Annotated in this window: 13 protein-coding genes; 7 read left to right on the top strand and 6 right to left on the bottom strand. The window is 37.7% G+C overall.

The genetic code is table 11. The annotated features are described in order from the left end of the window. Positions 1-33 precede the first annotated feature (33 nt). Positions 34-582 carry a hypothetical protein gene (locus tag QHT84_RS03835; protein WP_283238211.1) on the top strand — a complete coding sequence of 183 codons (549 nt, stop codon included), beginning with the start codon at positions 34-36 and terminating at the stop codon, positions 580-582. 36 nt (positions 583-618) lie between these two features. Here QHT84_RS03835 and QHT84_RS03830 read toward each other — a convergent pair whose 3' ends face one another. Further along, positions 619-2,805 (bottom strand): carboxy terminal-processing peptidase, encoded by a 2,187-nt coding sequence (locus QHT84_RS03830; RefSeq protein WP_283238210.1) that lies wholly within the window; start codon positions 2,803-2,805, stop codon positions 619-621. A 211-nt stretch (positions 2,806-3,016) separates the two neighbouring features. On the opposite strand from QHT84_RS03830, the gene surE reads away from it, so the two are divergent. From surE to QHT84_RS03810, 4 genes are read left to right on the top strand one after another with little or no spacing between them, the layout of a single operon-like run. Beyond that, complete coding sequence (gene surE, locus QHT84_RS03825; RefSeq protein WP_283238209.1) at positions 3,017-3,787, top strand: 5'/3'-nucleotidase SurE; 771 nt, start codon at positions 3,017-3,019, stop codon at positions 3,785-3,787. 10 nt (positions 3,788-3,797) lie between these two features. Next, complete coding sequence (lpxB, locus tag QHT84_RS03820; protein WP_283238208.1) at positions 3,798-4,910, top strand: lipid-A-disaccharide synthase; 1,113 nt, start codon at positions 3,798-3,800, stop codon at positions 4,908-4,910. Between the two features lie 47 nt (positions 4,911-4,957). Beyond that, a complete protein-coding gene (locus QHT84_RS03815; RefSeq protein WP_283238207.1) occupies positions 4,958-5,623 on the top strand; it encodes a C40 family peptidase in 666 nt (221 codons plus the stop codon). Positions 5,624-5,663: 40 nt separating this feature from the next. Beyond that, positions 5,664-7,691, top strand: a complete 2,028-nt coding sequence (locus tag QHT84_RS03810) for a ComEC/Rec2 family competence protein (RefSeq protein ID WP_283238206.1) — start codon at positions 5,664-5,666, stop codon at positions 7,689-7,691. Between the two features lie 9 nt (positions 7,692-7,700). Here QHT84_RS03810 and QHT84_RS03805 read toward each other — a convergent pair whose 3' ends face one another. From QHT84_RS03805 to QHT84_RS03785, 5 genes are all read right to left on the bottom strand, one after another. Further along, the gene (locus tag QHT84_RS03805) at positions 7,701-8,171 is read right to left on the bottom strand and encodes a thioredoxin family protein (protein ID WP_283238205.1); all 471 of its coding nucleotides are present in this window, start codon (positions 8,169-8,171) and stop codon (positions 7,701-7,703) included. 53 nt (positions 8,172-8,224) lie between these two features. Further along, positions 8,225-9,736 carry a peptide MFS transporter gene (locus QHT84_RS03800; protein ID WP_283238204.1) on the bottom strand — a complete coding sequence of 504 codons (1,512 nt, stop codon included), beginning with the start codon at positions 9,734-9,736 and terminating at the stop codon, positions 8,225-8,227. A 2-nt stretch (positions 9,737-9,738) separates the two neighbouring features. Further along, entirely contained in the window at positions 9,739-11,397 is a 1,659-nt protein-coding gene (locus QHT84_RS03795) for a peptide MFS transporter (protein WP_283238203.1), read from the bottom strand. A gap of 76 nt (positions 11,398-11,473) precedes the next feature. After that, positions 11,474-13,192 (bottom strand): peptide MFS transporter, encoded by a 1,719-nt coding sequence (locus QHT84_RS03790; RefSeq protein WP_283238202.1) that lies wholly within the window; start codon positions 13,190-13,192, stop codon positions 11,474-11,476. A gap of 28 nt (positions 13,193-13,220) precedes the next feature. After that, positions 13,221-15,389, bottom strand: coding sequence for a S9 family peptidase (locus QHT84_RS03785; RefSeq protein ID WP_283238201.1), 2,169 nt, complete (start codon positions 15,387-15,389; stop codon positions 13,221-13,223). A 504-nt stretch (positions 15,390-15,893) separates the two neighbouring features. Here QHT84_RS03785 and QHT84_RS03780 point away from each other — a divergent pair. Together QHT84_RS03780 and QHT84_RS03775 are read left to right on the top strand one after the other, a co-directional pair. Continuing rightward, on the top strand, positions 15,894-17,147 hold the full coding sequence (locus QHT84_RS03780) for a phage integrase SAM-like domain-containing protein (RefSeq protein WP_283238200.1): 1,254 nt from the start codon (positions 15,894-15,896) through the stop codon (positions 17,145-17,147). Positions 17,148-17,198: 51 nt separating this feature from the next. After that, entirely contained in the window at positions 17,199-18,413 is a 1,215-nt protein-coding gene (locus QHT84_RS03775; protein ID WP_283238199.1) for a hypothetical protein, read from the top strand. Positions 18,414-18,444 lie beyond the last annotated feature (31 nt).

The following is an 18,444-nucleotide window of genomic DNA, read 5'->3' as shown; positions in this document are numbered from 1 at the left end:
TAACTTTGAGTATTGCACCAATACTTTCAAACCATGAAAACAAAATGTACCCTATTCCTTTTACCTTTTTTCGGATTAGTCACTCTTTCAGCTCAAACCGTTCAAGACTCAGCAGCTGTTAAAATCGACTCTGTTGCTTTAAAGCAAGTCATTATTGAAACGGCAGAGAAAACAAAGCCGGCTGAAGTACTCACCGCCTCGCAAATGGAAGCATTACAAAAAGATGCATTGCAAAAGCAACAGGAAGCCGAAAAAATGAAAGCGGAAGCCGAAAAACTAGCTGAAAAACTAGCCAAAGAGCAACGGGCGTTGGAAAAAGAACAAAAGCGTTTTGAAAAAGAACAAAAGCGAATCGCTTCTGCCGAAAAATCACTCATCAGGCAAAAAGAAAAACTCAACGATGCCAAAGAGGATTTGGAAAAGATGAAATCCAAACTCGAGAAAAACAAACGAAAAGGAAAGTTAACCGATATTGAAATTGAAAAAGAGAATATCAAAATCAGCAAACAGGAAATTAAAATCAGGGAACTTCAACAAGATATTGATAAATCTGAAAAGAAAGTGAATAAACTCAGAAATTAAAAAAAAGCCTCCAAATTTGGAGGCTTTTTTAATGGGTTAGGATTTAATTACCACTTTGTCTTTTTTCACTTTGTTGGATAATCCTTTATCGTTTTCCGATTGTAAATCGTTTAAGATATGAATGGCTTCTTCAATGTATATATCTTTGGATAAACTTTCGTGCCATCGGTCTCTTTTTTCTTTGAGTACCGGGTCTTTTTTCATAGTTTCTTCTTCGTACGGCAACGATTTGAATTCAAAAGCATTCTTATAATCGGCAATGGGTTTGTATTTCTTATTCTTTTCCTCCAAGGCCTTTTGTTCCGCTTTGAACTTATCAATATTCAAACTGTACACGTTTTCTTTATTTCTCTCATCCAGCCATTTCGCATTATCGTCAATTAACTGCAGTTGTGGATTGTTTTGCATACGCGCTCTGCTCTTATTGATGGTCAAATCGAAGTTGTTTTGTTTGTCCCAAATTTTGTAATCGGCCGGATCGATTTTATCCCACGGCATGGCGTTATCAATGTCGCGTTCTCCCATTTTGAGGTATGAATATTTGTCCGGAATAGCGATGTCGCTCTTCACGCCTTCTAACTGGGTAGACCCCCCATTAATTCGATAGAATTTTTGGGTGGTTGTTTTTAACGCCCCTAAATCCCCAAACGTATTCCCACGTACAAATTGGTTCAGGTCTATTACATTTTGTACCGTTCCTTTTCCGTACGACTGCTTACTGCCGATAACCACGCCCCGTTTGTAATCTTGGATGGCTGCAGCTAAAATCTCAGACGCCGAAGCCGAAAATTCATTAATCATTACAACTAATGGTCCGTCCCATTGTACTTTGGCATCGCGATCGTACAATACTTCTTTCTTACCGGCAGCCGATTTAATTTGTACAATTGGTCCTTGGTCAATAAATAATCCGGCAATATCAACCACGGTTTTCAAGGATCCGCCCCCGTTATCTCTAACATCCATAACAATTCCTTGGACGCCTTCTTTTTTCAATCTTTCAACTTCAATAGCGACATCTTTTCCGGCGTCGCGGCTGTTTTGGTCTTCAAAATCGATGTAAAATTTCGGCAAATAAATCACCCCGTATTTAAACCCGTCTTTTTCTACCACACTCGATTTCACATAGGTTTCTTCGATTTCCACTTCATCGCGAATGATGGTAATAACTTTGATGGTTCCGTCTTGTTTTTTGACGGTCAAACGAACTTCAGTGCCTTTTGGGCCTTTAATTTTTTTCACCACATCATCCAAACGCATGCCTACTACATCTACAGGCTCGGCATTGCCTTGGGCTACTTTCAAAATAACATCGCCGGTTTCCAGTTGTTTTCCTCTCCAAGCAGGACCGCCGGATATTAATTCTGAAATTTCGGTAAAGTCGTTTTTCTTTTGCAAACGAGCACCAATTCCTTCCAATTTTCCGCTCATACTTAAATCAAAACGCTCCTTTTCATTTGGCGCAAAATAGGAAGTATGCGGATCAAAACGGGACGCTATGGCATTAACATACACTGAAAACCAATCTTCACGGTCTAGATCTTTAATAAAACTAAAATTATCATTCAAAGAATTTAAAGTGCTTTCACGAGCTTCTTTCTCCAACTGTTCAAAAGTTTTCGGAGTCGATTTGGCCGCTTCTTCTTTATTCTTGGCTTTGTCTTCTTCCAATTTTTGTTTCTCAACCAAAGTGGATAAGGCTGACAACTTGACTTGTAAACGCCATCTCTCTTTTAAATCCTTAACCGATTTGCAATACGGCAAATGTTCATAATCAGTATTGAATGACTCGTCTTTTTTGAAATCAAACGGAGCAGCCAAAGCCTCTTTGTAGTAGGCTTTGCTTTCCTCCATACGTTTCATTAAACGGGTATATGTCAACTCAAAAAAAGTCAAATCTTTATTCAAAATTTGATCATCAATTTGGGTTTCATATTTAGAAAACTCGTCAATGTCCGATTGCAAAAAGAAACGCTTAGAAGGATCTAAAGCATTCAGATAATCTTTATAAACCCCTTTGGAAAAATTATCATCAATTTCGGCCGGATTGTAATGGCCTTTCTCGATAACAAAAGTCAGTAACTCTATCAGCAATTTGTCCTTTTCAGGATCGGATTCCTTCTTGTTTGGAAACAAACTAAAACCCAACAAGGCTACCGACAGTGTTAAAACTACCAGCAGTATTTTATAATTTCTCTTCATAAACTGCATTATAATATTCATTAATTTTTTACTCTAAATTAAACAAAAAACCATGCCAAGAATTTCCGCACGAGATAAATTTTTGTTAAAAAACAATTCGGATTATTTCTGAAAACACCGATTGCTTCAAAGTTATAAAAATTTGTATGGCTTCAAAGGTTTAAAATGGTTAATTTTGCTGATAGCATAAGACGCCTCGAAAGCGTGTTCTGTTACAGTATTTACCATAAATATGAATCCAAAACCGACCATTTTAGTAACCAATGATGATGGCATCAATGCTCCGGGAATCCGCGCGCTTATTGAAGTTATGACAACGTTAGGGGATGTTATCGTGGTGGCTCCTGACAGCCCGCAGAGCGCCATGGGGCATGCTATTACAATCAACAGCACTTTGTACTTGAATAAGATTTCGCCCGAAAACGCAAATGTAGTGGAGTACGCTTGTTCCGGAACACCGGTGGACTGTGTTAAGTTAGCCGTTAACGAAATTTTAAAAAAGAAACCCGACTTATGTGTATCGGGCATCAATCACGGTTCAAATTCGTCGATCAATGTAATTTACTCGGGAACCATGAGCGCTGCTGTTGAGGCCGGAATTGAGGGAATTCCCGCGATCGGATTTTCCTTGTTAGATTACACATGGGAAGCCGATTTTGAGGCTGTAAAACCCTTCGTACAAAAAATTGCCCAAAAAGTTTTGACTGAAAAATTGCCCGAAGGCACTATCTTGAATGTAAATTTCCCTAAACTACCTCAAGAAGCCATTAAAGGCATCAAAATTTGTCGTCAAGCCAAAGCCATTTGGATGGAAAAATTTGACAAAAGGCAAACACCCTACGGCAAAGATTATTATTGGTTGACCGGAGAGTTTGTCAATCAGGACAAAGGCGAAGATACTGATGAATGGGCCTTGCAAAATGGTTATGTCTCTATTGTTCCCGTACAATTTGACTTAACCGCATACCACGCCATACAACAGTTAAATTCTTGGGATTTATAAAGCATACAGCATGAAGTACTACATTATAGCCGGCGAAGCCTCGGGCGATTTACACGGATCCAATCTGATGAAAGCGATTTACAAAGAAGACGCAGCTGCCGAAATTCGCTTTTGGGGAGGCGACTTGATGCAAAGTATAGGAGGAACGCTGGTTAAACACTATCGCGACTTGGCGTTTATGGGCTTTGCCGAAGTGGTGATGAATTTAAAAACCATTCTTGATAATATCAAGTTTTGCAAAGCCGATATCGAACACTTTAAACCCGATGTGATTATTTTTATTGATTATCCGGGGTTTAACATGCGTATCGCTAAGTGGGCCAAATCACGTGGCATCAAAACACACTATTACATTGCGCCTCAAATTTGGGCTTGGAAAGAAAATCGCATCAAAGCCGTTAAAAGAGACTTTGACAAGTTGTTTGTGATTCTGCCGTTTGAGAAAGATTTCTTTGAAAAAAAACATCATTTCCCGGTGGAATTTGTTGGGCATCCGCTGATTGATGCCATCCACAATCGCCCTCAAACGAATGATGTATCGTTTCGAGCCGCCAATCATTTAGATAATCGACCGATTATTGCATTACTCCCGGGCAGTCGCAAACAAGAAATTGCCAAAATGTTAGGGGTAATGTTGAGTATTGCCGACGATTTTACCGACTATCAGTTTGTGATTGCCGGCGCCCCGAGTCAGGACTTTCATTTTTACGAACAATTCCTAACCAATAAAAATGTAAAATTCGTAGCCAACAAAACCTATGATTTGTTGAGTATTGCGCAAGCGGCATTAGTAACATCGGGAACGGCTACCTTAGAAACCGCTCTTTTTAAAGTGCCCGAAGTGGTGTGTTATAAGGGCAGTTGGGTATCGTACCAAATTGCCAAAAGAATTATCACGCTGAAGTACATTTCTTTAGTAAATTTAATTATGGATGAAGCCGTGGTCACCGAATTAATTCAGGATCAGTTCAATCGTAAAAATTTGAAAAAAGAACTTCAAAAGCTATTGGATCCGCAACACAAAGCTCTTCTTTTAGAAAAATACAACCAATTGGAAATCAAATTAGGAGGCGTTGGTGCCAGCGAAAAAACTGCTAAATTTATCATAAATGACATTCGTTAGTTTTAGTAAGCGTTTCGAATTATTATTTTTGTAAAAAAATTATTGGATTGAAAAAACTCGTATTCATAACACTTATTCTCATTGCTTTTACAGCTTGTAAACCCACTTCCTCTATAGTGACATCCAAAGATACAGCAGTAAAAAAAGGCATGTATACCGAGCCGAAAGCAGTAGCAACTACCGAGATTAGGAATACGGAAAAGAGAAAAAAAAATCAAGTCAGGGAAGTCGCCCTGAAGCCTTCTCACAACCCCTCTAATACTGCTAAAAGAACTGGACTCAACAATCAAAATGAATCCGACATTATTATTGATGACGAGGATGCAAGTTACTTAGTCAAACAGCTCATCAACAGCGCTTCCGAGAATTTAGGGGTGGGTTACCGCGGTGGCGGAACCACTAAAGCAGGCTTTGATTGCTCAGGATTAATCTATTCAACCTTTAAAAAATTTGACATCACTTTACCGCGTTCTTCCCATGAAATGGCGACTATCGGGACTAAAATTGATTTGTCGGATGCCAAAAAAGGCGATTTGATTTTCTTTATTAACCGAGGCCAGCGCCGCATCAATCATGTGGGCATGGTAGTAGAAGTGAGTAATGATGAAGTCAAATTTATTCATTCTTCTACCCAAAGCGGCGTGATTATTTCTTCTACGAAAGAGCCTTATTATAACAGGACTTTCGTACAAATAAATAGAGTTTTACAGTAATTTTCTTGCATAAGTAAAGTTTCTCATGTAATTTAGTTACATGAAAATCTTACAATTTCCATTGACCAAAGTCACTCTTTGTTTTATTTTCGGGATTCTTTTTTATCAAAAGTTTCAACCGGAGGCGAACTCAGTTAATAGTCTTTCAGGTTTTCTCTTGTTTTTTTTGATTCTATTTCACTTTTTTATCAAAAAGAAAATCATTTTTAAGTGGCTTTTCGGATGTGTTGCTTTAACACTTTCCTTTTTACTCGGAGTATCAACTACAACAACCAACAAAGAGTGTTTAAAATCGACCCATTTCATCCATTTTATTGAAGAAAATGTTGCGTATTCAATTACTTTAAGGGTAACCGAAAAACTAAAAAGTACACCCAAAAATGTTAGATATGTAGCCGAAATAAAAGCGCTGAATCAGTTGCCCTGTTTCGGAAAAATAATTCTTTCCATTCCCAAATCGAATCCCGTAAAAGAAATTCCGATGGGTTCCATTGCAGAAGCAACAGGCACTATAATCCGAAACAAAAAACCGTTGAATCCCAATCAGTTCGATTATGGCAAGTATTTAGAAAACCAGCAAATCTATGGCCGGTTATACCTCAACGAGGATAAAAAATTGAATATTACCGGTATAGAATCGAGTGTGTGGACTCATTTTGCTAATTTCAGGACAAAAATCATCCGGAATTTAGAGCGGTCACAATTCCAAAAAAACGAATTAGCCATTGTGGCGGCTCTGTTGTTAGGACAACAACAAGACATTGACCCGGAAGTTTTACAAGATTATCAATTGGCCGGTGCGGTTCATATTTTATCGGTGTCAGGTTTGCATGTGGGCTTTTTGATGCTGCTGGTTACTTTTTTACTTAAGCCGATTCCAAATACCCATCGCAACAAACTCATCAAACTGATTTTGATACTGATGATCTTATGGAGTTATGGTATACTGGCCGGATTAGCTCCATCCATAGTTCGTTCGGTTGTGATGTTTTCGTTTGTGGCCATCGGTCACCATCTCAAAAGAAGCATCAATCCTTTTTATACCTTATTGGTCTCTGTATTTCTCATTTTACTGTGGAATCCGTATTTTCTATTCGATATTGGGTTCCAATTGAGTTATCTGGCTCTGTTCTTTATCTTGTGGTGGCAACCCGAACTAAAAGCGACTTGGCAAACTAAACACAAAATAATGATCTATTTTTGGGATATTGTGACGGTCTCTGTCGCTGCACAAGTAGGAACATTACCGTTGAGTTTGTACTATTTCCATCAGTTTCCCGGCTTATTTTTGGTTACTAACATTGTAATTCTTCCTTTATTAGGTGTTGTTATGACTGTAGGTTTGATTGCGGTGGTTATCGCGTGTTTCGGAAAAGTACCCTTATTTATCGTTGAAATCGAGTCGCTTTTGATTGCTTGGCAAAATTACATCATTCACAAAGTAGCCTCAATGGAAGCTTTTGTTATTCAAAACATATCATTCAACACCTCCATGATGCTGCTCTCATATCTCATGATAATCCTATTCATTTTATGGTACAACAATCCGAATTTTAAACGATTCGCATTACTACTGTTGGCCTTCATTTGTTTTGAACTATTGTATGTAGGAATAAAAAAAATCAGAACTGAAGAAGAGGTGATTGTTTTTAACAGCAAAGAAGCCAGCCTATTGTCGCATCGGAAACAGAATTCGGTCACCTTGTATTGCAATGCAGAAAATTGGAGCTCGTTTAAAGCAAATACAATGTTTCAAAATTATATTACCGCGAACTTTTGTGTCATTAAAGAGCGAAAGCAATCCCAGAATGTCTTGTATTTGAAGCATCAAAAAATACTATTGATAGACAGCTTGGCCTTGCTTTCAGATAAAATTAAACCTGACATAGTTATTCTTACCCATTCTCCTAAACTCAACTTAGAGCGCTTGATTCAAACGTGTAAACCAAAACAAATTGTTGCCGACGGCACCAACTATAAGAGCTACATAAAACTATGGCAAGCGACCTGTAACCAAGAAAAAATCCCTTTTCATGCTACTTGTGAAAAGGGATTTTATAAATTTTAAAAAGTTGCGTTACGACTTTTTATCTTTAGCTAAAATCTTATCCGCACCCGATAACCAAGCTGCCGGACCACCGGCTACATATCCGGTACTGCCTAACTGTTCAAAATTAATTTTACCGTCTTTCTTGGAAGCTTTGGCAAACCAAACCGTCGGAAATCCTTGGATTCCGAATATTTGTTGCAATTCCTGATTTTGTTTTTGGAGTTCCGGCTGTTGTGGTGATCTTCTTGGAAAATCAAGCTCTACCAAAACCACATTTTTATTGGCCCATTTAGCAAACTCAGGTGTTTTTAAAACTTCTTTTTGAAGACGAATACACCATCCGCACCAGTCACTTCCGGTGAAGAACAGCATTAAAGGTTTTTTTGATTTTTTGGAAATCTCCATCGCTTTATTGATGTCGGTTTCCCATTTTAACTCTTGTGCCTGTATCGTTAATGAACCCAAAACAAGGAACAATGTAAGTGCAAATTTTTTCATGTGTTATTTATTTTTTTACAAATATATACAAAAATAATACCAACTAATGTCGGCTATTTTACATCCTGCATCAATTTTTTGACCAAAGGAGAAATTACAATAAGCAACACACCGGCTATTAAGGCATAAACGGCCAATTGCTGATACCCATCGGCATAGGTGTTCAGTTTTTCCAGATTAGTCGCATTTTCAGAAGCTTCGGCTATATTTGCCCCCAATAATCCGGCAAAATACTGTCCGTATGCACTGGCCAAAAACCACATCCCCATAATAACCGCTTGGGTCCTTTGAGGCGATAACTTGGTCATAGCACTCATCCCGATAGGCGACAAGCACAATTCGCCGAACGTAATTACAAACCATCCGAGCGTAAACAAATCCAATGAAGTTTTGCCGTCAGGACCGGCAAAGAATTTGGTGTAATAAAATACCCAAAACCCTCCGGCCAAAAACAAGAATCCCAATCCGAATTTCACTACGGTATTGGGTTCAATCTTTCTTTTGGCCATCCAAACCCAAACAATACCTACTAAAGCGGCAAAAATAATTACAAACAAAGAGTTGGCCGAATTATTGACTCCATTGGGATCTAACTCAATTCCGATTAATTTATTATCTAAATTATTCAGTGCAAACAAGCTCAATGACCCGCCGCTTTGTTCAAAAAAGGCCCAAAAGAAAATGGAGAAAATAATAAAAACCAAAGCCGCTAATAACTTTTTGTTTTCTGCGACCGAAAAATTGCGCATTTCAATAAACAAATACACTATCGAAGCCGGTCCAATTACCATCATAAAATAATCGGTATATTTGGTATTGGCGACCATTAAAATAATGAGTGGCACCAAAGCCAAAGAACCTATATAAGTGACAAGCTCGAGTGTTTTTCTCTTATTGGCCTGAAGCGCTGCCAAAGGCGACAAACCAATTTCTCCCAAACTTTTTTGGGTTTGGGTAAACGTCAGCAAACTCACAATCATGACTATGGAAGCAAATCCAAAAGCATAATTCCAACGGAGATTTTCGGGCACAAACGATGACCATAAATTACCATTGGCGACCGCAATACAAATGTAACCGCCTATCAAAGCCCCTAAATTCACTCCCGCATAAAAAAGAGAGAATCCGGCATCGCGACGCACATCCCCATCGTGATACAATTGTCCTACTATAGAAGAAATATTCGGCTTGAAAAACCCGGTACCCACAATGGTAAAACTAATTCCTAAGAAAAAGAAATTCTTAGGATCGACAGCCAAAATAACACTCCCGACTATCATCAATAAACCACCCCAAAAAAGAGATTTACGAAATCCTAAAATTTTATCGGCAAATAAACCTCCGATAAAGGTAAAGGCATACACCCAAGCTTGCGTAGCACCATATTGGAGTTGTGAGGTTTTGTCGTCCATTCCCAACTGAGAAACCATAAAAACGACTAACATTCCACGCATGCCGTAGAAACTGAAACGTTCCCACATTTCGGAGAAAAATAAATACCAAAGCTGTTTCGGATACGCTCCTTTAAAATTTCTGATTTGTTCTAACGTTTGATTTTTCTCCATACTTAATTTATTCCTTTTTCTTTCATGACTTTATTCAATTGTTTCAGCAAAGCAAACATCAATAAGGTGGCAAACATCAGCAATACAAAGTTTACCCAAAAGAAGTTGGCTTTGTTGTCATAGGTATCCCATAAACTGGCCAAGACACCCGACATTTTATTCCCAATAGATGTCGATAAAAACCATCCGCCCATCATTAGTGAAGTAATATTTTTAGGCGAAAGTTTCGACACCACTGACAATCCCATAGGACTCAAAAACAATTCACCAATAGTGATTACACCATAATTGGCGACCAACCACCAAACCGAAACTTTTTCGGAACCGTTGTTCCCTATGTGAACAGCGGCGACCATGACCAGAACGGAAAGGGCTGAAATTAATAACCCGAAAGCAATTTTGGTAGGTGTACTCGGTTCCTTTCTCCGGCTTCGTAAATAGGTAAAAAAAGCCACCACCAAAGGTGTCAAAATAATGACCCATCCCGGATTAATCGATTGACTCAAATTGGCCGACCACGTAAAGACTTTACTGCCTTCTTCGGGTAATTTTTCCTGATGTACATTTCTGAAATACAAAGGATAATCGACTGTTTTAACCACTTTCCCGTCTTCTTTCTGAATGCGAAAAGCCTCATCATACAAAGCCACAGAGTCTTTTTTATAGGTTAAGGTATCGACCAAAATCAGCTTAGAGCCTATTTGTTGCGCGGTTCCGGTCAACTCTCTGTCGGTGTACTTATCGCCCCAGTTGTTTAATGCCGAACCGTTGAGTTTGAAAACTGCCCAAAATAAAATTACTACACCGAATATCGCCAACAAAGCTCCAATAGGTCTTTTGTCTTCGGTTTTAGCCTTAAAATACAAGCTTCCGTAAAAGAAAATCACAGGGAGACATGCAAAAATAAAGGCATCGGTACTATCCGAACCGAAGATGGCGCAATCCGGATTGGCATCCGATTGTACACCTTTAAGCAACCATCCGATGATCCCGAAAACAACCGACGGTAATAAAATAAAAAGCACTATTTTGTAAAAAGGCATGTCGCCGGGTTGTACCCCTTTCTTTTCGGTTTTATCGCCGTAGTGCTTCGTACCCAATAAAAAGACGACTACGCCAATAAACATTCCGACTCCGGCCGCCATGAAGGCATATTTCCAACCAAATAAGATTTTGAAGGCGGCACCGAAGAAGTTACAGATGAAAGCCCCGACATTGATTCCCATGTAGAAAATATTGTAGCCCTCGTCTTTCTTGTCTTTGTATTGTTCGTCATTGTAGAAATTCCCCAGCAAGGTTGAGATATTGGGCTTGAAGAATCCATTCCCTATAATGACTAAGGTCATGGCTACATAAAGCATCCTGATATCGTGAATCCCCATCATCATATACCCCGCGCCCATCATGATTCCGCCGATAATGATTGATTTTTTATATCCGAAATACCGGTCGGCTATCAAACCGCCTATGAACGGTGTTAAGAACACCAAAGCAATGAAGGTTCCGTATAAATCGGACGCTTCTTTTTCGGTCATGGCATAACCGGCTTCTACATCTTTCAGGTATAGAGTAAAAATTCCAATCATTAAATAATATCCGAAGCGTTCCCACATTTCCGATAAAAACAAGTAAGGCAGTGCCTTAGGATGACTTTTCCACATATTTTTTGAATTTAAAAAACAAAACCTCCAAGAATCTTGGAGGTTTGAAAGATATAAAAATATTTTGATATGTAAATTACCTGATGCCGTTCATCATTTTCTTTAAGCGCGGCGATAAAAGCGCTAAGATAATCGCTGCTATACCGCACAACACTACAAACACCATGAAAAACTCATACAAATTGTGGATTTCGAATCCGGCAAATGACGTATTCTCCAACGGCAACTGTTCTTTTTCAAAAAGAGCCACTTGCTCGGGAGTTAGTGTTATTTTTTTATCTAAAACATCTTGAAGGTTAATCCCTAACTTTTCAGCTTTTGCAAACTTGTCTCCGGTAGCCGGAATAATGGCTCCCAAGGAACCCGCTAGAGCATAACCGGCGGCGTTGGAGATGAAGAATACACCATACAATAATGACGCAAATCTTTTAGGCGCTAATTTACCGACCAAAGACAATCCGATTGGCGACAAACAAAGTTCACCCAAGGTTTGGATAAAATACAACAACATCAACCATTTGATGGCTAATAAACCGGAGTTTCCTAAATCTTTTACATTGTGTGCTATGATAAAATAACTCAACGCAATTAAAGCCAAACCGATTGCTTGTTTTAAAGGCGAAACCGGTTCTTTTCCGTTAGCTCTCAGCTTATCCCACAACAAACTGAAAGGTAAAGCCATCATCACTACGAAAATTCCGTTGAAGATTTGTACCATCGAAGGCGGCATATTCCATCCGAAAATATTCCTGTCGGTTTGATTATCAGCAATAAAGGTAAGTGACGAACCGGCTTGCTCAAACGCCGCCCAGAAGAAAATAATAAAAAATGAAACAATGTAAATTACCCAGATTCTCTGTCTTTCTACTTTGGTTTCGGCCGAACTCATAATCAAATAAGCCAAAGAAATACCGGCAGAATAAATAAACGGATAGATGATTCCTTTAATCAACTGACCCATTTCGACAGAAGAAAAACCAAACTCCCCTACCAAAATATATCGGAAAACAAAAAACAAAGCAGTAAATAAAACCAAAGCCACTCCAATAGCTTTGCTGCTGAATTGTGCGGTTTGCGTTTCTCCTTCTTCAAAATCGTCAGCTATATTATGCTTAGGCAACCCTCCGATAGGCCTTCCTTCGGGAGTAACCACATATTTATTTTTCAACAAAAAGAAGGTAACCGTTCCGATAACCATGGCAATGGAAGCGGCCAAAAAGCCCCATTTGAACGCAAAAATATCACGCACTCCGGTTTCGGCATCTTTTACATCGCCTACCCACGGACAAATGAATTGCCCTAAGAAAGCGCCGATGTTGATTCCCATATAGAAAATAGTGAAAGCCGAATCTAACTTGCTTTTTTCCTGTTTCGGATACAAACTACCCACCATGGAAGAAATGTTAGGCTTGAAAAATCCGTTTCCGAAGATGATAATAAACAAGGCCACCCACATAAACAGTTTGGCGCTACCGATACTGGAATCAAAAGTGGAAGCACTAATAAACAATAAAAACTGACCAATGGCCATCAGGGTTCCGCCTAACATGATGCTGTAGCGGTTTCCGATGTATTTATCGGAAATGAATCCTCCTAAGAGCGGTGTTAAATAACAAAGCGCTAAAAATCCACCGTAGATGATAGCGGCATCAGCTTCTTTAATCAATAAGGAATTCACCATGAACAGCGTTAGAATGGCTCGCATTCCGTAGAAGTTGAATCGCTCCCACATTTCGGTTCCGAAGAGTACCCAAAGTCCTTTTGGATGTCCTGTTTTTACTGTAGTTTCACTCATAAAATTGGTTTTAGTCTTGAATTGGTTGTTATAAATTTTCTTTGATAAAATCGGTCATTTTGTTAAACAACTGAATACGGGTTTTACCGCCGTAAATACCGTGGTTCTTGTCGGGATAAATAGCCCATTCAAATTGTTTGTTGGCCTGAACCAAGGCTTCAATCATTTGCATGCTGTTTTGCACGTGCACATTATCGTCGGCTGTACCGTGAATTAGCAAAAACTTCCCTTTGAGTTTGCTCACGTGGTTGATCGGTGAATTATCGTCGTAACCGCTCGCATTTTCTTGTGGGGTTTGCATGTAGCGTTCGGTGTAAATACTGTCGTAAAAACGCCAATTCGTAACCGGTGCTACTGCAATAGCCATTTTAAACACATCCGCGCCTTTAAACAAACAGTTGCTGCTCATGAATCCGCCATACGACCAGCCAAAAATACCGATTCTGGTTTTATCCACATACGTATAGTTCCCGATAACTTTAGCAGCATCGATTTGGTCTTCGACTTCGAATTTTCCTAATTCTTTTTGCGTACATTTTTTAAATTCCGCCCCTTTAAAACCGGTTCCTCTGCCGTCTACGCAAGCCACAATATAGCCTTGCTGTGACAACATCATAAACCACATATCATTGGTATCCAACCAATCGTTGGCCACTTGTTGTGAACCCGGCCCCGAATATTGAAACATAAATACCGGATACTTTTTAGCCGCGTCAAAATCTTTTGGTTTGATCATCCAAGCATTGAGTTTGTGCCCTTTCTCAGTGGTCAATTCAAAAAATTCTTTGTTGGGTAAATTGTATTTTTTGATTTTTTCGGCCAAAGCACTATTGTCGATAATAGACTGTACTTGTTTTCCGTCCTTGGCATGGTGCAAGCTGTACACGGTTGGCTGGGTTGCACTGGAATAACTGTTGATGAAGAACTGGAAATTCGGACTGAAAGTAGCCGAATTGGTTCCGATTTGCTGTGATAATTTAATTTTATTTTTTCCGTCTAAACCAATACGGTAGACATCTCTGAGAATTGACCCTTTTTCGACCGATTGGTAAAACACCGTTTTGGTTTTTTCGTCAAAGCCGTAATATGCTGTAACTTCCCAATTGCCTTTGGTGATTTGGGTTTTAAGCTTTCCGGTTTTGTCGTACAAATAAATGTGATTGTAGCCGTCTTTTTCGGAGGTCCAAATAAAACTGTTGTCTTTTAAGAAAGTCAGGTTATCGGTTACCTCAACATAAGCCTTGTCTTTTTCGTTTAACACCACTTTTGCGGCGGCTGTTGTTCCGTCGATGAACAACAAGTCTAAATTATCCTGATGACGGTTTAAGACTTGAGCCGACAACACATTGGCGTCGTTCGTCCATTTCATGCGGGCAATGTAAAAATCGGTATAGTTCCCCAAAGCAACCGTTTTGGTATTTCCGGTCGTCACATCGTAAATATGCAAAGAAACAACGGCGTTTTTCTCCCCCGCCTTCGGGTATTTGAACGTTTCAACAGCAGGATATAAATCTTTTTTATAAACGTTCATGGAAAACTCGGGTACTTCGCTTTCGTCGAAACGGATGTACGCTATTTTTTTGCCGTCGGCACTCCAATCATAGGCCCTGACAAAAGCGAACTCTTCTTCGTACACCCAGTCGGTAATTCCGTTGATGATACTGTTTTTCTTCCCGTCGGAAGTTATCGGAGTGGTTTTTCCGGAGGCGATATCGTAGGTAAAAAGATTGTTGGCTTTGGCAAAACCGATTTTGGTCCCGTCGGGAGAAAATGTAGGTTGTTGTACCTGCTCTAACAGTTTGGAAAGCTTTTTAGTCTCTAAATTATACAAGAAATAATCAGCGGTAAAAGAGTGCCGAAAAATAGGATTGGAATTGTTGGCTATCAAAAGTTGTTTTTCGTCGGCACTGAATACAAAACTGTCGATACCGTTGGCCAACTCCGGGAAACTTTTGGTATCAATAATCGTATTTACCTTTTTTAAGGTCGCAAAATCATACAAATCGATTTGCATGCTTCGCGTGCTTCGGTCAAAATTTAATACGGTATATTGGTTGGTGTTTTTCATGGCGAAGAGTTCGTCCATGGCTTGGGCTCGGAAAGCCCCGGTGTAAATTTCTTCGACTGTTATTTTTTGTTGTGCTGTTAGTGAAAAGCAGCACAATATAAACAGTGCAAGAGCAGATTTAATTCTCATTGTATTGATTGATTATAAAAAACCGTCAATTTTAGTGAAAATTTTACAATATACCGTCGGTTTTTGTGTTAAATGCGATTTTAAACCGGAATTTGAGGTTTTCTTAGCCGGCAAAAGAGGGTTTCCTTATTGTACTATAAGGTAGCGTTAGGGGTTGAAGCGAGTACCCCGCTTGCCGCAGGCGAGCGTGTACTGCGGAAAACCCGACCCGAAGGCACTGAGGGAAACGCCCAAAAATAAAAACCACCAACCTGAAAAGAAAAACCCCGATAATTTCTTATCGGGGTTTTGAAGTGGTACCTCCAGTACCAATATTACCAAAATCCCTGTTTTTTAAAACACCTTATTTTTTTGTAATTTATTTACAAAACCCAACAAACACAAGGCTTTACAAGGTTATTTGATATTGTATAGCTTTGAATATGTTTGAATATATTTTGACTTTACCGTACAACTATCGTACAAATTTTGTATATTTGAGTATAATTAAAAATATAAAAAACGATGGCAACAATTAACTTTTTATTCCGCTCCACAAAAGAAGAAGCCCCATTAACTTTGAGATTACTTTTTAGACACAACAACAAAGATTTTGTTTTTGGTGCTTCAACTAAAATAAAGGTAACTAAAGAATACTGGTCGAAACAACACAGCAATAAAAGACTAAAAGATAGTGAAGCAATTGCTCAGCGTAATGAAGTAAATGAAAAAATAGGTAAAATCGAAGAATTTATTTTAAAAGCTTTTGATAATACAGATATTAATTTCGTTGATAAAAAATGGTTAGAAAACCAAATTCACAATTTTTACAATCCATCAGCTGAACCAGAACAACTTCCTACCGACTTTATCGCTTATTTAGACAAGTATTTAGAGCTTAAAAAGAATGACATAACCAAGAATACCATTAAAAAAGTAAACGTCATAAAACAGCTTATTTTACGTTATATCGACCACACAAAAAAAAGACTATCAATAACAGATATAAATGCAGATTTCAAAATTAGTTTTGAAAACTATTGTTTAGAAAACAACTATGCTCCTAATACAATTGGCATAGCTTTCAAGTTTATAAAAACAATATGCAACCATGCTAAATCAAATGGTTTAGAAACAAGTAATCAATTGAGAAACATAAAGAGCAAACAAGTAGCTGTTGATAATATTTATTTAACTTTTGAAGACTTAGAAAAGATTGAAAAAGCAAAAGTAAAATCATACAATATTCATTACGAAGATGCAAAAGACTGGTTAATCATTAGTTGTTACATTGGTCAAAGAATTTCCGACTTTATGAGATTAACAGAAAAAAATATTCGTATTGAAAAAGGTAAACATTTATTAGAATTTAAACAGGTTAAAACAGGTAAATTAATGACTGTTCCGCTTCATCCAAAAGTCTTAGAGATTTTAAAGAAAAGAAATGGCAAATTTCCTGAACCTATTGTTGATCAAAAATACAACCTATACATAAAAGAAGTATGTCGAATAGCAAAAATAAATGATATTGTACCTGGCAGCTTAAAAGTTGAAATCACTCCAGAAAGTAAAATCTATAGAAAAGAATCAGGCAATTACGAGAAATGGAAATTAGTATCTTCACATATTGGTCGCCGTTCATTTGCAACTAATTTTTATGGAACTATTCCAACTACATATTTAATTTATGTAACCGGTCACAGTACAGAGCAAATGTTTTTAACTTACATCGGTAAGAGTAACAAGGATATAGCAATGGAGCTAACAAATTACTTTTAAATTTTAAAGGTTTTTCATACTTTCACATTTTTTAAATAATTACGCAAACTGATGGGTAAGTTAAGCGATAAAGAACAGGAAGTTTTAGACTTCCTGTTGGATTTTGTAAACATGGAAATTTTCAGCATTGAGCAGCAAGAAAGAGACTTGGGCAGACTTGACTATTCTCTATGTTCTGATGATGCCGAAAAACAAACTATAACTACTAAAAAGGTTCAGAAATTCAAAAAAAGACTAAGTAAATGCAATCCAATCATTGCAGGTTATCTTAACGCTTTAACAACTCCCGACCCATTAAATACTGAGTTTGAAGAATTACGAGAAATCATCACTAAAAATTTTCTTTTTACTGAATACTATGAGTTATTTGAAGAATTAGTAAACAGTGATATTAAAGATTTAGAGCGTTATCAATTTGAAAGTGTTATTGAAAATTTAGGTTATGATTACAAACCTTTAAAAGACTTTGTTCAAGGGGTTTGTGATGTAAATAGTTATTTCACTTATAAATCATTCCTTGATATTCCTAACGATAGCGAATTGAATTATGATAAAGTAGTTAAAAAACTTAATGATGCTTTTTTCAAATTGGAAGCTTTCATGTCAGGTACAATAAACGATTACAAACATTTTGATTTTAATACTGCTTTTACAGAGTTGTTTTATTTCACAAGAAAATCAGAAAATTACAATTATGAAAACTGTAAACGTGTTGGGCAATATTGGGGACTAACAGAACAAATCAGAGTTGATTATGATAAAACAAACTTTGAAAATGTAAAAGCATACAACAATAAAGCGTTTTGCCATGATTGTGATGTAATAACTTCAATAGCTTGGGACAGGATTGAAGAATTTAATTCTTTTCAAACTCCAGATGAAGTTGAAGAACAAACAAGGAAAAAATCAATTTCTGATTTAATGAAACCTACAACCAAAAGCTCGGAAGTAGTAAAAGTTGAAAGTAAAGAAACGGAAAGCAAAATACCAAGTCAAGAAAATCCATATCCTAGAATTTTCACAAGCGTTGGTGCTTATATAAAATTCAAAAATCTTTTAGATGAATTTGGAACCGGTAATGAGAATTTAGCTAATTACAGTTTTGTTTATCACAGAATGAAAAAGGATAAACTAATTTTTGATGACTATCAACAAATACAGTTTGTTTACTTTTTATTGGAATTTGATATTAACATAAGTAGAATAAAACCTAAGAGCCAATTAGGTAATAATGATTTAAGAGAAGGTATTTATAATAGAATTTAAAATAGCTCAAAACAACCGTGTTATAAAACAC

Origin of the sequence: Flavobacterium sedimenticola, from assembly GCF_030053345.1 — a bacterium.
In the GTDB taxonomy this organism is placed as follows: Bacteria; Bacteroidota; Bacteroidia; order Flavobacteriales; family Flavobacteriaceae; genus Flavobacterium; species Flavobacterium sedimenticola.
Note: the sequence above shows the minus strand (reverse complement) of the source record. Positions and strands in the feature narration are given on the sequence as shown.

Coding starts and splice junctions, on each gene's coding strand:
- lpxB (WP_283238208.1), top strand. CDS start 3,798: ATGAAGTACTACATTATAGCCGGCGAAGCCTCGGGCGATTTACACGGA.
- QHT84_RS03785 (WP_283238201.1), bottom strand. CDS start 15,389: ATGAGAATTAAATCTGCTCTTGCACTGTTTATATTGTGCTGCTTTTCA.
- QHT84_RS03780 (WP_283238200.1), top strand. CDS start 15,894: ATGGCAACAATTAACTTTTTATTCCGCTCCACAAAAGAAGAAGCCCCA.
- QHT84_RS03790 (WP_283238202.1), bottom strand. CDS start 13,192: ATGAGTGAAACTACAGTAAAAACAGGACATCCAAAAGGACTTTGGGTA.
- QHT84_RS03805 (WP_283238205.1), bottom strand. CDS start 8,171: ATGAAAAAATTTGCACTTACATTGTTCCTTGTTTTGGGTTCATTAACG.
- QHT84_RS03800 (WP_283238204.1), bottom strand. CDS start 9,736: ATGGAGAAAAATCAAACGTTAGAACAAATCAGAAATTTTAAAGGAGCG.
- QHT84_RS03795 (WP_283238203.1), bottom strand. CDS start 11,397: ATGTGGAAAAGTCATCCTAAGGCACTGCCTTACTTGTTTTTATCGGAA.
- QHT84_RS03835 (WP_283238211.1), top strand. CDS start 34: ATGAAAACAAAATGTACCCTATTCCTTTTACCTTTTTTCGGATTAGTC.
- QHT84_RS03810 (WP_283238206.1), top strand. CDS start 5,664: ATGAAAATCTTACAATTTCCATTGACCAAAGTCACTCTTTGTTTTATT.
- QHT84_RS03775 (WP_283238199.1), top strand. CDS start 17,199: ATGGGTAAGTTAAGCGATAAAGAACAGGAAGTTTTAGACTTCCTGTTG.
- QHT84_RS03830 (WP_283238210.1), bottom strand. CDS start 2,805: ATGAATATTATAATGCAGTTTATGAAGAGAAATTATAAAATACTGCTG.
- surE (WP_283238209.1), top strand. CDS start 3,017: ATGAATCCAAAACCGACCATTTTAGTAACCAATGATGATGGCATCAAT.